16 protein-coding genes are annotated in these 13948 nt (G+C 54.7%); 8 read left to right on the top strand and 8 right to left on the bottom strand.

The features are described 5' to 3' along the window. Positions 1-192 precede the first annotated feature (192 nt). A complete protein-coding gene (gene gmhB / locus KIF87_RS14925; protein ID WP_029741186.1) occupies positions 193-759 on the bottom strand; it encodes a D-glycero-beta-D-manno-heptose 1,7-bisphosphate 7-phosphatase in 567 nt (188 codons plus the stop codon). A 188-nt stretch (positions 760-947) separates the two neighbouring features. Here gmhB and metN point away from each other — a divergent pair, with 188 nt between their 5' ends. The 6 genes from metN (at position 948) to proS (ending at position 6527) form a co-directional block, all read left to right on the top strand. Further along, complete coding sequence (gene metN / locus KIF87_RS14930; protein WP_213329145.1) at positions 948-1979, top strand: methionine ABC transporter ATP-binding protein MetN; 1032 nt, start codon at positions 948-950, stop codon at positions 1977-1979. Further along, complete coding sequence (locus KIF87_RS14935; protein ID WP_014168730.1) at positions 1972-2625, top strand: methionine ABC transporter permease MetI; 654 nt, start codon at positions 1972-1974, stop codon at positions 2623-2625. The genes metN and KIF87_RS14935 overlap by 8 nt, the downstream gene beginning before the upstream one ends. Before the next feature lie 40 nt (positions 2626-2665). Continuing rightward, complete coding sequence (metQ, locus tag KIF87_RS14940; protein WP_193941881.1) at positions 2666-3481, top strand: methionine ABC transporter substrate-binding lipoprotein MetQ; 816 nt, start codon at positions 2666-2668, stop codon at positions 3479-3481. Between the two features lie 106 nt (positions 3482-3587). Beyond that, positions 3588-3992 carry an envelope stress sensor lipoprotein RcsF gene (rcsF, locus tag KIF87_RS14945; RefSeq protein WP_008501883.1) on the top strand — a complete coding sequence of 135 codons (405 nt, stop codon included), beginning with the start codon at positions 3588-3590 and terminating at the stop codon, positions 3990-3992. Continuing rightward, entirely contained in the window at positions 3989-4696 is a 708-nt protein-coding gene (gene tsaA / locus KIF87_RS14950; RefSeq protein WP_213329147.1) for a tRNA (N6-threonylcarbamoyladenosine(37)-N6)-methyltransferase TrmO, read from the top strand. Before rcsF ends, tsaA begins: the two co-directional genes overlap by 4 nt. A gap of 112 nt (positions 4697-4808) precedes the next feature. Beyond that, positions 4809-6527: a proline--tRNA ligase gene (gene proS / locus KIF87_RS14955; RefSeq protein WP_023334587.1), complete on the top strand. Its 1719-nt coding sequence runs from the start codon at positions 4809-4811 to the stop codon at positions 6525-6527. Positions 6528-6574: 47 nt separating this feature from the next. On the opposite strand, the gene nlpE is transcribed toward proS, so the two are convergent. The 3 genes from nlpE to KIF87_RS14970 are packed head-to-tail and all read right to left on the bottom strand — an operon-like array spanning position 6575 to position 8272. Continuing rightward, on the bottom strand, positions 6575-7273 hold the full coding sequence (gene nlpE / locus KIF87_RS14960) for an envelope stress response activation lipoprotein NlpE (protein ID WP_032660574.1): 699 nt from the start codon (positions 7271-7273) through the stop codon (positions 6575-6577). Between the two features lie 34 nt (positions 7274-7307). Then, on the bottom strand, positions 7308-7730 hold the full coding sequence (arfB, locus tag KIF87_RS14965) for an alternative ribosome rescue aminoacyl-tRNA hydrolase ArfB (protein WP_213329273.1): 423 nt from the start codon (positions 7728-7730) through the stop codon (positions 7308-7310). After that, positions 7727-8272 (bottom strand): YaeQ family protein, encoded by a 546-nt coding sequence (locus KIF87_RS14970; RefSeq protein ID WP_063145198.1) that lies wholly within the window; start codon positions 8270-8272, stop codon positions 7727-7729. Before KIF87_RS14970 ends, arfB begins: the two co-directional genes overlap by 4 nt. 196 nt (positions 8273-8468) lie before the next feature. Here KIF87_RS14970 and KIF87_RS14975 point away from each other — a divergent pair, with 196 nt between their 5' ends. Further along, complete coding sequence (locus KIF87_RS14975; protein WP_006173580.1) at positions 8469-8669, top strand: YaeP family protein; 201 nt, start codon at positions 8469-8471, stop codon at positions 8667-8669. Continuing rightward, entirely contained in the window at positions 8656-8916 is a 261-nt protein-coding gene (gene rof, locus KIF87_RS14980) for a Rho-binding antiterminator (RefSeq protein ID WP_008501890.1), read from the top strand. Before KIF87_RS14975 ends, rof begins: the two co-directional genes overlap by 14 nt. 28 nt (positions 8917-8944) lie before the next feature. On the opposite strand, the gene tilS is transcribed toward rof, so the two are convergent. From tilS to accA, 4 genes are all read right to left on the bottom strand, one after another. Beyond that, complete coding sequence (gene tilS / locus KIF87_RS14985) at positions 8945-10234, bottom strand: tRNA lysidine(34) synthetase TilS (protein WP_213329149.1); 1290 nt, start codon at positions 10232-10234, stop codon at positions 8945-8947. A 58-nt stretch (positions 10235-10292) separates the two neighbouring features. After that, on the bottom strand, positions 10293-10682 hold the full coding sequence (locus KIF87_RS14990; RefSeq protein ID WP_213329151.1) for a VOC family protein: 390 nt from the start codon (positions 10680-10682) through the stop codon (positions 10293-10295). 65 nt (positions 10683-10747) lie between these two features. Then, a complete protein-coding gene (locus tag KIF87_RS14995) occupies positions 10748-12880 on the bottom strand; it encodes a lysine decarboxylase LdcC (protein WP_213329153.1) in 2133 nt (710 codons plus the stop codon). A gap of 100 nt (positions 12881-12980) precedes the next feature. Then, positions 12981-13940 (bottom strand): acetyl-CoA carboxylase carboxyl transferase subunit alpha, encoded by a 960-nt coding sequence (accA, locus tag KIF87_RS15000; protein ID WP_023310466.1) that lies wholly within the window; start codon positions 13938-13940, stop codon positions 12981-12983. Positions 13941-13948: the final 8 nt, after the last annotated feature.

Consider the following 13948-nt stretch of genomic DNA (forward strand, 5'->3'; position numbering starts at 1 on the left):
GGCGTATATTACGCTTTCCTCTTTCAGAGTCAACCCGTTATTTCAGGATTTTTTCTCTTCAACCGAACCGCTTGTTGTGTGAAGTGATTCACATCCGCCGTGTCGATGGAGGCGCATTATAGGGGGCCGCCGAGGAATGACAAGCGGAAAAATGCATTTTTATTTCAACCGCTCATCTTTTCGCCAAAAAGGCTATTTTTGGTGCTTTTTAATCTCTTTTGGCAGATCGGCCAGACTATTAATCACCCAATCCGCTGCATTTTCTGCTTCTGGCGTCACCGGCTTACCGGTGCGAACTAATATTTTGGTCCCTACACCCGCTGCTGCTGCTGCCTGCATATCTTCCAGTTTATCGCCCACCATATAAGAAGCAGACATATCAATGTGCAGGAACTCCTGCGCAGAGATGAACATCCCCGGATGCGGCTTACGGCAGTCACAGGTCTGGCGATACGCTTCTACCGTTCCCTGCGGGTGGTGCGGACAATAGTAGATGCCGTCGAGATCCACGCCTCGGTCGGCCAGCGACCAGTCCATCCATTCCGTTAGCGTTTCGAACTGCGCTTCGGTGAATTTACCGCGTGCAATACCCGACTGGTTCGTCACCACCACCAGCGCATAGCCCATCTCTTTCAGCTGGCGCATGGCATCTATTACGCCCTCGATAAACTCGAACTCATCAATCTCATGGACATAACCGTGATCCACATTAATAGTGCCGTCACGATCGAGAAAAATTGCGGGTACTGATTTTGCCACCGGTTTGCTCCTGAAAAAGGCATGTTCGACTAGTATCTCATGAATCGCAGCGCAATAAAGTGCTCATCGTACAGAGTTGGATTGATTTAGACGTCTGGATGCCTTAACATCCGTTTTGTTTACGGTCATCACCCGTATCTGGCAGAAGAAAATGCCACGGCTAACTTACATACGATAAAAATAATCTAATGATTAAACTTTCCAATATCACCAAAGTGTTCCAGCAGGGGAACCGAACCATTCAGGCGCTGAACAACGTCAGCCTGCATGTTCCTGCTGGTCAAATTTATGGCGTCATTGGCGCATCGGGTGCAGGTAAAAGCACGCTGATTCGTTGTGTTAACCTGCTTGAGCGCCCAACTCAGGGCAACGTAGAAGTTGGCGGCCAGGAACTTACCGCCCTCTCAGAGAAAGAACTCACCAAAGCGCGTCGTCAGATTGGCATGATCTTCCAGCACTTTAACCTGCTGGCCTCCCGTACCGTGTTCGGCAACGTTGCCTTACCGCTTGAGCTGGATAACACGCCAAAAGAAGAAGTGAAGCGTCGCGTCACCGAGCTGCTCGACCTCGTGGGTCTGGGCGACAAACATGATAGCTACCCGGCAAACCTGTCCGGTGGGCAAAAACAGCGTGTGGCCATTGCCCGCGCGCTGGCAAGCAATCCTAAGGTACTGCTGTGTGATGAAGCCACCAGCGCACTGGATCCGGCAACCACGCGTTCGATTTTGGAACTGCTGAAAGACATTAACCGTCGCCTGGGCCTGACGATCCTCCTTATTACGCACGAGATGGACGTGGTGAAACGCATCTGCGACTGCGTGGCGGTCATCAGCAACGGTGAGCTGATCGAGCAGGACACGGTAAGTGAAGTGTTCTCGCATCCGAAGACGCCGCTGGCACAGCAGTTCATCCAGTCCACGCTGCATCTGGATATCCCGGAAGATTATCTTGAGCGTTTGAAAACCGAACCGACGGCAGACAGCGTCCCGATGCTGCGCATGGAGTTCACCGGTCAGTCCGTTGACGCTCCCCTGCTTTCCGAAACCGCGCGTCGCTTTAACGTGAACAACAACATTATCAGCGCGCAGATGGATTACGCCGGTGGCGTGAAGTTCGGCATCATGCTGACAGAAATGCACGGCACCCAAGAAGAAACCCAGGCCGCAATTGCCTGGCTGCAAGAACACCACGTAAAAGTAGAGGTACTGGGTTATGTCTGAGCCGATGATGTGGCTGCTGGTTCGCGGCGTTTGGGAAACGCTGGCAATGACCTTTGTCTCTGGCTTCTTTGGTTTTGTGATTGGCCTGCCGGTCGGCGTATTGCTGTACGTGACGCGTCCGGGTCAAATCATTGAGAACGCGAAGCTGTACCGTACGCTCTCTGCGCTGGTGAACATCTTCCGTTCTATTCCCTTCATTATTCTGCTGGTGTGGATGATTCCGTTTACCCGCGTGATCGTCGGTACGTCTATCGGTCTGCAGGCGGCCATCGTTCCGCTGACCGTAGGCGCAGCGCCGTTTATCGCCCGTATGGTTGAAAACGCCCTGCTGGAGATCCCGACAGGTCTGATTGAAGCTTCCCGCGCGATGGGCGCAACGCCGATGCAGATCGTGCGCAAAGTCCTGCTCCCGGAAGCACTGCCGGGCCTGGTGAACGCGGCAACCATCACGCTCATCACGCTGGTCGGGTATTCCGCGATGGGCGGTGCCGTTGGCGCTGGCGGTTTAGGTCAGATTGGTTACCAGTACGGCTATATTGGATATAACGCTACCGTGATGAATACCGTTCTGGTATTGCTGGTTGTTCTGGTTTATTTAATCCAGTTCTCTGGCGATCGCATCGTCCGGACCGTTACTCACAAATAACGTTACACACAACACAAACTCTACGAGTTAAGGATAAAACATGGCGTTTAAATTAAAGACCTTTGCAGCAGTAGGCGCGCTGATCGGCTCTCTGGCACTGGTGGGTTGCGGTCAGGACGAAAAAGATCCAAACCACATTAAAGTGGGCGTTATCGTGGGTGCAGAACAACAGGTTGCAGAAGTTGCTCAGAAAGTGGCAAAAGAGAAGTATGGCCTGGACGTTGAGCTGGTGACCTTCAACGATTACGTTCTGCCGAACGAAGCGCTGAGCAAAGGCGATATCGACGCTAACGCCTTCCAGCATAAGCCATATCTGGATCAGCAGATCAAAGATCGTGGCTATAAACTGGTGGGCATCGGTAACACCTTCGTTTATCCAATTGCCGGTTACTCCAAGAAAATTAAATCGCTGGACGAACTGCAGCCGGGCTCTCAGGTTGCCGTGCCTAACGACCCAACCAACCTTGGCCGTTCCCTGCTGCTGCTGCAGAAAGTGGGCCTGATCAAACTGAAGGACGGTGTTGGCCTGCTGCCAACCGTTCTGGATGTCACCGAAAACCCGAAAAATCTGAAAATTGTTGAACTGGAAGCACCGCAGCTGCCACGTTCTCTGGACGATGCACAGATTGCTCTGGCCGTGATCAACACCACTTACGCCAGCCAGATTGGCCTGACGCCAGCTAAAGACGGTATCTTCGTTGAAGATAAAGACTCCCCGTACGTTAACCTGATCGTGACTCGCGAAGACAACAAAGACGCGGAAAACGTGAAGAAATTCGTTCAGGCTTATCAGTCTGATGAAGTTTACCAGGAAGCCAACAAAGTGTTTAACGGCGGCGCTGTTAAAGGCTGGTAATCTCACCTCAGTGTAATATCATCAGGACGGGCTTATGCCCGTCTTGTCATTTGTGCAGTCAACTGATTCAATATCTGACGTTTTGATTATCCATTGAGGAAATATTATGCGTGCTTTACCGATCTGTCTTTTAGCACTCATGCTGAGCGGCTGTTCTATGCTAAGCAGATCTCCCGTTGAACCTGTTCAAAGCACGGCAACCCCGCCAAAAACCGAGCCTGCGAAACCGAAAGTGGTTCGCCCTGCGCCGGTTCGCATTATCACGAAAGCAGACGAACTCGTCGGTAAACCGTTCCGTGAACTGGGCGAAGTGAGCGGTGAATCCTGTCAGGCGACCAATCAGGACTCACCACCGAATATTCCGACAGCGCGTAAACGTATGCAGATTAATGCCGCAAAAATGAAAGCCAACGCGGTCCTGCTGCACAGCTGTGAAGTCACCAGCGGCACGCCGGGCTGCTACCGTCAGGCGGTTTGCATCGGTTCTGCGTTGAACATCACGGCGAAATGAGTGCATTTCAGTTCGAGCAGATAGGCGTTATCCACTCTCCTTATAAAGAGAAGTTCGCCGTCCCCCGCCAGCCCGGTCTTGTGACCAGCGGAAGCGGTGAGCTTCACCTGATTGCGCCTTACAATCAGGCCGATGCGGTACGCGGGCTCGAGGCTTTCAGCCATTTATGGGTGGTGTTCGTGTTTCACCAGACGATGGAAGGCGGCTGGCGTCCGACCGTGCGCCCTCCTCGTCTTGGCGGAAATGCCAGAATGGGCGTGTTTGCGACTCGCTCGACCTTCCGCCCAAACCCGGTTGGCATGTCGCTGGTTGAACTGAAAGGCATACACTGCCAGAAAGATCGGGTGATACTGGAGTTAGGTAGCCTGGATCTGGTGGACGGCACGCCGGTAATCGACATCAAACCCTATTTGCCCTTCGCCGAAGCCCTCCCGGACGCGCGTGCAAGCTATGCTCAGGACGCGCCGCAGGCGGACATGCCTGTTTATTTTACGCCTGAGATAACCGCGCAGCTCGGTCAACTGGAGAAACGCTATCCTCGCTTACGGGATTTCATCACTGAAGTTCTGGCACAGGACCCTCGTCCAGCCTACCGTAAAGAAGAGGAAGCAGGAAAAACGTACGCCGTCTGGCTGATGGATTTTAACGTTCGCTGGCGCGTCACCGGGGCAGGTTTTGAAGTGTTTGCCCTTGAACCCAGGTAATTTTGTTCTCCTCTCTTTTGGCATCTTTGCCACACTGGTAAACTAAACCACTTTTTTTGTGTCAGGCTGGTGATTCAGCCTGTTCCAATCGTCGAAATGGAACCGTAACAACATGCGTACTAGCCAATATCTGCTCTCCACTCTGAAGGAGACGCCTGCCGACGCCGAAGTGATCAGCCATCAGCTGATGCTGCGCGCCGGGATGATCCGCAAGCTGGCCTCCGGGTTATATACCTGGCTGCCGACCGGCGTGCGCGTCCTGAAAAAAGTCGAAAACATCGTGCGTGAAGAGATGAACAACGCCGGTGCTATCGAGGTGTCCATGCCTGTGGTTCAGCCCGCTGACCTATGGCAGGAGAGTGGCCGTTGGGAACAATATGGTCCTGAACTGCTGCGCTTCGTCGATCGCGGCGAGCGTCCGTTCGTTCTCGGCCCAACGCATGAAGAAGTTATTACCGACCTGATTCGTAATGAGCTGAGCTCTTACAAACAGCTGCCGCTGAACTTCTTCCAGATCCAGACCAAGTTCCGTGACGAAGTTCGCCCACGTTTCGGCGTTATGCGCTCTCGCGAATTCCTGATGAAAGATGCCTACTCTTTCCATACCTCTCAGGAATCACTGCAAGAGACTTACGACGCAATGTACGCGGCTTACAGCAAAATCTTCTCCCGCATGGGTCTGGATTTCCGTGCTGTGCAGGCTGATACCGGCTCCATCGGCGGTAGCGCATCCCATGAGTTCCAGGTACTGGCGCAGAGCGGTGAAGACGATGTGATCTTCTCTGACTCTTCAGACTACGCGGCGAACATCGAATTTGCAGAAGCGCTGGCACCAAAAGAACCACGCGGCGCGGCAACGCAAGAGATGACGCTGGTTGATACGCCAAACGCGAAAACCATCGCCGAGCTGGTTGAGCAGTTCAATCTGCCAGTCGAAAAAACCGTGAAAACGCTGCTGGTGAAATCCGCCGAAGGTAGCGCTTACCCGCTGGTTGCCCTGCTGGTGCGTGGCGATCACGAGCTCAACGAAGTGAAAGCCGAGAAGCTGCCGCAGGTAGCCAGCCCGCTGACGTTCGCAACGGAAGCGGAAATCCGCGCCGTGGTGAATGCGGGTCCAGGTTCACTGGGTCCAGTCAACCTGCCGGTGCCGGTTGTTATTGACCGCACGGTTGCTGCAATGAGCGACTTCTCCGCAGGTGCGAACATCGACGGTAAACACTACTTCGGCATCAACTGGGATCGCGACGTGGCGACGCCGGAAGTGGCTGACATCCGTAACGTGGTTGCAGGCGATCCAAGCCCGGACGGTCAGGGTACCCTGATGATTAAGCGCGGCATCGAAGTCGGTCACATCTTCCAGCTGGGTGATAAATACTCTCGCGCGCTGAACGCCGCAGTTCAGGGTGAAGATGGCCGTAACCAGATCCTGACCATGGGCTGCTATGGTATCGGGGTGACGCGCGTGGTGGCTGCGGCAATTGAGCAGAACTACGACGAGCGCGGCATCGTCTGGCCGGACAATATCGCGCCGTTCCAGGTGGCTATTCTGCCAATGAACATGCACAAGTCTTACCGCGTGCAGGAGCTGGCCGAGAAGCTGTATGCCGAGCTGCGCGCTCAGGGTATCGAAGTGCTGATGGATGACCGTAAAGAGCGTCCGGGCGTGATGTTTGCCGATATGGAACTGATCGGTATCCCGCACACCGTCGTCATCGGTGACCGCAACCTCGACAGCGATGAGATTGAATACAAATACCGTCGCAGCGGCGAAAAACAGATGATCAAGACCGGCGACATTCTTGATTACCTGGTGAAAGCCATCAAAGGCTAAACAAAAAACCCCGCTCAGGCGGGGTTTTTTAATGGCTCAGCGTCAGCTTATTTACTGTTACAGTCTTTACCCGCGACAAATTTCGCGTCTTTATCTGCCACCAGCGTTTTCACCATCTCTCCGCTATCCGGGTTTGGCTCCAGCGTAAAGTGGCCGTCAACCGTCAGCAGTACCGGCTTGCTGTCATTGCCGCGTGCCACAGCGTAATCACGTTCAAGCTGCGCATTGTTTGCCACGCTGACCTTCCTGCCGGTTGCGCAGTCGGTAAAGATCGCCGCATCCGCCATATAGAAGTACATCCCCCGCATTGCCATCGGCGTGGCAGGCAGAGCCGCTTTTACCGGCGCAAGCGTGTAGTTGAACTGAGATTCAATCGGGTTGCCTTCGCGGTCAAGCATCTCCATCCCCTCACCTTTGGCGCGGAAAAAGGTTTTCTCACCGGTGGTATCCGTCAGGACCAGCTTCTCAGCCGTGCGCGCCCATGTTCCATAAGTTGCAAAAGAAGAAGGCTCTTTTGCGCCCTGATAGCGCTGGTTCATCACCCAGGTGCCGTCTTTTTGCAGGAACAGAGACGTTTCAATGCCTTCGCAGTCCGCGCAAGGCAATACGCCGCGCCAGCTTTGCTGCATTGGTTTTAATTCTTCCGTTTGCGTGGGTTGTAAAACCTGCGTTTCGGAGCGGTTGTTACACCCGAAAAGCGCAAACAGCGTACTCGCTGCCAGCGCTGACCATAATACTTTTTTCACAATGAATTCCTTATGAAAAGTGTGTTCCCTTTCGTCACTCTGTCGGGCGACGAACTTTACCGCGTAGTGCTTTCACTGTGGATTTTTGGGCCTTCGAGGACAACCGACGCTCTTTCGATGCGCGGGTTGGCCGCGTTGCCCGGCGGCTTTTTTGTACTGCCGTTAACTCTTTGATGACCGCCACCAGCCTGGCTATTGCCGCTTCCCGGTTGAGCTCCTGGCTACGGTACTCCTGGGCTTTGATCACAATCACGCCATCGCTGGTGATCAGGTGATGGCTGGCGGCAAGCAGGCTTTCTTTATAATACTCTGGCAGGCTTGAGGCCCGAATGTCAAAACGCAAATGGATAGCCGTCGACGCCTTGTTGACGTGCTGCCCACCAGCCCCCTGCGCACGAATGGCGGTGATCTCCAGCTCGTTGTCAGGAATGCAGACGTTTCGGGACAAGACGATCATGACGCGGGTTGCCACGCCGTTAAATGAATTTCCAGATTATTCTGAGAATCAGAGAGCCAGATGGCGCCGTCCTGAATCGTCGCCTGCAAAACCATGGTCCGGCTGGCAAACTCGCTCAACTGCGCCAGCTGCTCATCATCCAGATACCAGACCGTGAGATTTTTAAACTGTCCGCACTTGCTCTTGTTTTGCTGCCACCAGATCTCCGCAGCGCGCTGATTATACGCGAATAAGGCCACTTTAGCGGACTGGGTGCAGGCCTTCTTAATTCTGCGCTCGTCCGGCAGTCCGAGTTCGATCCACAAATCGATACCCAGATGATCGTTGCGCAGCCAGGCTTCAGGCTCGTCTTCTGCGCTTAACCCACGGGTAAACTGCAGACGCTCGTCGGCATACTTAATCCACGCCAGCAGGCGCAGCATCATGCGCTCCTGGGTTTCAGAGGGGTGGCGTGCCAGAGTAAGCGACGCGTCCAGGAACTGGTTGCGATCCAGATCGGCCACATTGACCACTGCTTTATAAATTGTCGCTTTCAGCGCCATGAGAGAACTCCATTCGAATCAGGCGCACATTGTAGCGAAAACCGCGGCAAAAGGCTGTTACAGGGTGTTAAATACACCACTATCAAGGCTCTGATATTGCTTAAATGAGTATGGTATAGTCACCTTGCTAAACCGAGTTTATCTTCGTAGGCTTAATGAGATCTCACAGTAAGTCAGTGCGCTGGCGGGAGGGGATGTGAATAATTATTGTGAGTTAATTCGCAAACGGTATGCGGAAATCGCCAGCGGAGATCTGGGGTATATCCCGGACGCGCTGGGCTGTGTATTGAAGGTGCTTAATGAAGTGGCCTCTGATGAGAGCCTTTCAGAGTCGGTCAGGGAAAAAGCAGCGTATGCTGCGGCGAATTTACTGGTGAGCGATTATGTCGATGAATGATACTTATCAACCCATCAATTGTGATGACTATGACAACCTCGAACTCGCCTGCCAGCATCATTTATTACTGACGCTGGAGCTAAAAGATGGCGAAGTGTTGAAGGCGAAAGCCAGCGATCTGGTTTCACGAAAGAATGTGGAATATCTGATAGTGGAAGACGCCGGTGCGACGCGTGAGCTGCGTCTGGACAAAATAGCCAGCTTCAGCCACCCGCAAATCGGCACCGTCGTGGTGAGCGAATCCTGATGACACTAACGGGCAGCCTGGCTGCCCGTTACGCTTTCTGCCACTCAAAACGGACACCCTCTTCTGACCACCCCTCTTCCGTGATGAAAACCCCTGCCGCAGCGATAAGCGTTTCACCGTAGAACAGTAGCGGCGTGGTGTCGCGCAGCCACGGCGGCACGTTACACTCTTGCCATATTTTCTTCAGCTTCCGTCCCCCGTTGCGCCCGACGATATGCAGCATGCCGCCAGCCTTAAAGCGCACGGTGACCGATTCACCGGGCTTCGGCAGCCGCACGTGACCAGACGGCAGGAGAGAGACGCATCCTGCCTCACAGGGCAATATCAGCGGTGCGTCAGGAGAAAGCCAGTCGAGCACCACATCGGTCAGTGAGGGCGTGGATTTTATCCACCAGAGTTCGCCTTTATAGCGTCTCACCTCAAAACCGTTCAGGTAGACGCACGGGGAAGCATCATCCCGCGCCAGGGCGACTTCGTCCCAGATACGGCTCAGCATTGTCCGCGACGGCATCGCGGCGCGATGAAAGGCCAGCCAGCGTCGTAACAGCGCGGCGCGACGTACCGGGCTCATCGCTTTCATCGGTGCGATCGCCAACGCCCCGTCGGCAGAAATGAGTCCAGCCAGCTCGTCGCTCAACAGCTCATCCAGCAATGATTCCTGTTCGGCGCACAGCATGGCGCTTCTTGCCGTCGCGTCGGCGAAATGCGGCCAGCGCTCGCCTAAAAGCGGGAGGACGCGCAGACGCAGGAAGTTACGGTCAAAGCCGTCATCCTGGTTACTCTCATCTTCGATCCATTTCAGCTGGTGTTCTCGCGCCCAGGCTTCCAGTGAGGCACGCGTCTCGCCAAGCAGCGGACGCAGTAGCGTTGTGCCGGCAAATTCAGAACGCGCCGGCATGGCAGAAAGCCCCGCCGGCCCGCTGCCCCGCTTAAGCGCCAGCAGAAAGGTTTCACACTGATCGTCCAGATGCTGGGCCGTGACCAGCGCTTCTCCAGTACGTAATGCCCCGGCAAACGCGGCATAGCGGGCTTTACGCGCCTGCGCCTCGATGCCCAGCCCTTCCTCCGCAAGCGTGACGCGCTCAACGATGAGCGGGATCGCCCAGGCAGCACACAAGGTTTCACAGTGCGCCACCCACTCCTCTGCGTGAGGACTTAATCCGTGGTGAATATGCATCGCCCGAAGCTGGACGTCAGGTTCCCGATCGCGCCAGCGCTTAAGGCGATGCAGCAACACGGTAGAATCCAGGCCACCGCTAAACCCCACCAGCAGCTGGCGGTACGGTGAAACGGCTTTTGCGATAGCGGGTAAGGTCATAGGAGATTACACATAAAAAATGCCCGAACTGAGCGGGCATTATCACACAGGACAACCATTACTGCTGATAAAGCTCCAGCGGCAGGCCGTCCGGGTCGTTGAAAAAGGTAAAGCGCTTGTCGGTGAAGGGATCGACGCGAATCGCTTCGCACGTCACGCCGTGCGCTTCCAGATGTTTGACGGCGCTATCCAGGTCATCGACGCTAAAGGCAAGATGACGCAGGCCACAGGCTTCCGGGCGGGACGGACGCGCAGGCGGAAAAGGAAAAGAGAACAGCTCAATCACATATTGCCCGTTTAACGCCATATCGCCCTTCCAGGAGTCACGCTCCTCGCGGTAGGCCTCGCTCATGAGCGTAAAGCCCAGGATGTCGCAGTAGAAGGCCTTACTTTTCGCGTAATCGGTCGCAATGATCGCAATATGATGAACAGCTTTTAAACCCAGCATAGCTTCTCCTTTTTATGATGCCTGAACGTTACAACCGAAAACCCGCGCCTGGCAAGCGGTCACCCTTATTTTAGGACTCGCACCCAGTAAACGCCGTTCTCGTCGCGCTTCGCACCGTGGATATCCGTCTCAAAGCCCGGATAATGGCGCCCGACAGAGCAGAGCATCAGCAGGAAATCGAGCACGGCCCGACTCTCTTCGGTAATCATCTCTCCCGGCATCAGGAGCGGTACGCCCGGTGGATAAGGCAGGATCATGTTGGCCGATACGCGTCCGACCAGGTTTTCCAGCTCGACGGTTTCGACCTCCCCTTTCACCTGGCGCTGCCACGCCTTGTGCGGGGTAAACTTCATCTCCGGTAGTACATCGAACGCCTGAAGCATCAGACGCGGCAGATCGTGCTGACGGATCAGCCTGTGGATCCCCTGGGCCAGATCCTGAATGCGCATATTTCGATAGAAGTCAGGATCCTCCGCGTAGAGATCTGGCAGCATGTTCTTCACCCGCAGGTTGAGATCGTAGGCGCGCTTAAACTCCATCAGTCCGCGCAACAACCCCATTGCCCGGGTTTTATCAATGCCAATGCTGAACAGGAACAGCAGGTTATAGGGACCGGTTTTTTCCACCACCACGCCACGTTCATCAAGGAATTTCGCGACCAGCGCGGCCGGAATACCTTCATCGCCCATCCTGCCCTGCTCATCCATGCCCGGCGTCAGGATCGTCACTTTGACCGGGTCGAGGAACATATGGTCGCTATCGGCATCCCGGAATCCATGCCAGTCTTCGCCGGGCGAGACGGGCCAGCATTCGGCTTCATCAATCTCTTCCGGCTGCCAGATATCAAAGAACCAGCCGTCGGCTTCATCTTTCAGCCGCTGAACCTCTTTGCGGAAATGCAGCGCGCGCTCCACCGAACGGTTGATGAGGCGTTTGCCCGGATTGCCGCGCAGCATCGCCGCGGCCGTTTCAATGGAGGCCACCAGCGGATAGCTCGGTGAGGTGGTAGTGTGCATCATAAAAGCTTCGTTGAACGTGTCTTCGTCGTACTCGCCTTTGATGTGAATGAGCGAAGCCTGGGAAAATGCCGCCAGCATTTTATGCGTCGACTGCGTTTCGAAGAACACTTTACCCGGCACGCGTTCACCGCTCATGCCGCTTTTACCGGCGTAAATCGGGTGGAAATTGGTGTATGGCACCCATGCGGAATCGAAGTGGATCGACGGCACGTCGAGCGTCTTTTTGATCCAGTTCGTGTTGTACAGCAGACCGTCATAGGTTGAGTTGGTGATGACCGCATGAACAGGCCAGCTTGCGCCAGGAATTGCCGCGACCTTACTTTCAATGGCGTCATGGGTGAACTCCCGGCGCGGAATGCCGCCAAGAATACCGAGCGCGTTACGCGTGGGTGACAGCCAGATCGGTACGACGTCGCTCATCATCAGCAGGTGTGCCAGTGATTTATGGCAGTTACGGTCAATCAGCAAGGTGCTGCCAGCGGGCGCAGCGTACATCCCGACGATTTTGTTCGAGGTCGAGGTGCCGTTGGTCACCATATAGCTCTGCTCGGCGCCAAAGGTGCGGGCGATATACTCTTCGGCTTCCAGATGCGGGCCGGTGTGATCCAGCAGAGAGCCTAGTTCGGTGACTGAAATTGACACGTCCGCTTTCAGGGTGTTGCCACCAAAGAAATCATAAAACAGGCAGCCCACCGGGCTTTTTTGATAAGCCGTTCCCGCCATATGACCCGGCGTACAGAAGGTATATTTACCCTCCTTCACGTAGGTGAAGAGCGCGCGGGTAAACGGCGGCGTAATGTTGTCGAGGTACTCACCGGTATATTGCTGAATGCGGGTCGCAATATCATCCGCCACGCCGAGGGAATATTCAAAAAACCACAGCGCCATACGCATATCGTTGGCGCTGACGTCCATGGTGGAATGGGTATTAATAAACGCGTACAGCGGGAGGTATTCGTTCAGCTTGTTGATATCGCTGCACAGTTCGAGATCGTATTCGTCCCAGTCGAAGATCACGCCGCAGATACGCGGGTTATGCTCGATGAACTTCAGCAGGTCGGCGCTGTTGTGCGGCCAGATTAGCTGATACCCGCGCGACTGCAGGGATTGCTCCAGCTCCTTAATTGGCTCATCTTTATAAAAGACGCCGTGCGGCCCCATTATGGCAATGATATTCATGGGCTTCCTCCTTAAAAAACATTAGCTAAGCATAGTCCGGCTAAACCGCAGGTATAAAAAAAGCCGCAACAGTGTGCGGCTTTTCAGATAATTGTGAAGCTTACGCGTAACCGTAGGTCATCAGACGCTGGTAGCGGCGGTTGAGCAGATCGTCTTTGCTCAGCACGTCCAGATCCGCCAGGTCAGCCAGCAGCTGCGCTTTCAGGGAAGCCGCCATCACTTCCGGCTTACGATGCGCACCACCCAGCGGTTCCGGGATAATGGAATCGATCAGCTTAAGCTCTTTCAGGCGTGGCGCAATGATGCCCATTGCTTCTGCAGCAAGCGGCGCTTTGTCGGCGCTTTTCCACAGAATGGACGCGCAGCCTTCCGGGGAGATAACGGAATAGGTGCTGTACTGCAGCATATTCACTTTATCGCCCACGCCAATCGCCAGCGCACCGCCGGAACCACCCTCGCCGATAACGGTACAGATGACCGGCACCTTCAGACGAGACATCTCGCGCAGGTTGCGCGCGATGGCCTCAGACTGACCGCGCTCTTCCGCGCCCACGCCAGGGTATGCACCCGGGGTGTCGATGAAGGTGATGATTGGCATGTTGAAACGCTCAGCCATCTCCATCAGGCGCAGGGCTTTACGGTAGCCTTCTGGTGCTGGCATACCAAAGTTACGACGGATTTTCTCTTTGGTTTCACGACCTTTCTGATGACCAATGATCATCACCGGGCGTCCGTCCAGACGCGCGATACCGCCAACGATAGCTTTATCGTCAGCATATGCGCGATCGCCTGCCAGTTCGTCAAATTCGTCAAACGCCAGGCGGACATAATCCAGGGTGTACGGACGCTGTGGATGGCGAGCCAGCTGGGCCACCTGCCATGCGCCGAGATCGGCAAAGATTTTGCGCGTCAGCTCTACGCTTTTCTCGCGCAGACGATGCACTTCTTCGTCGATGTTAATATCCAGTTTTTCATCCTGACGGCTTACCGCTGTCAGAGAATCGATTTTCGCTTCCAGCTCAGCAATCGGCTGTTCGAAATCAAGGAAATTCAGACTCATAGTATTCC

This window comes from Enterobacter sp. 120016, from assembly GCF_018383635.1.
Lineage (GTDB): Bacteria > Pseudomonadota > Gammaproteobacteria > Enterobacterales > Enterobacteriaceae > Enterobacter > Enterobacter asburiae_D.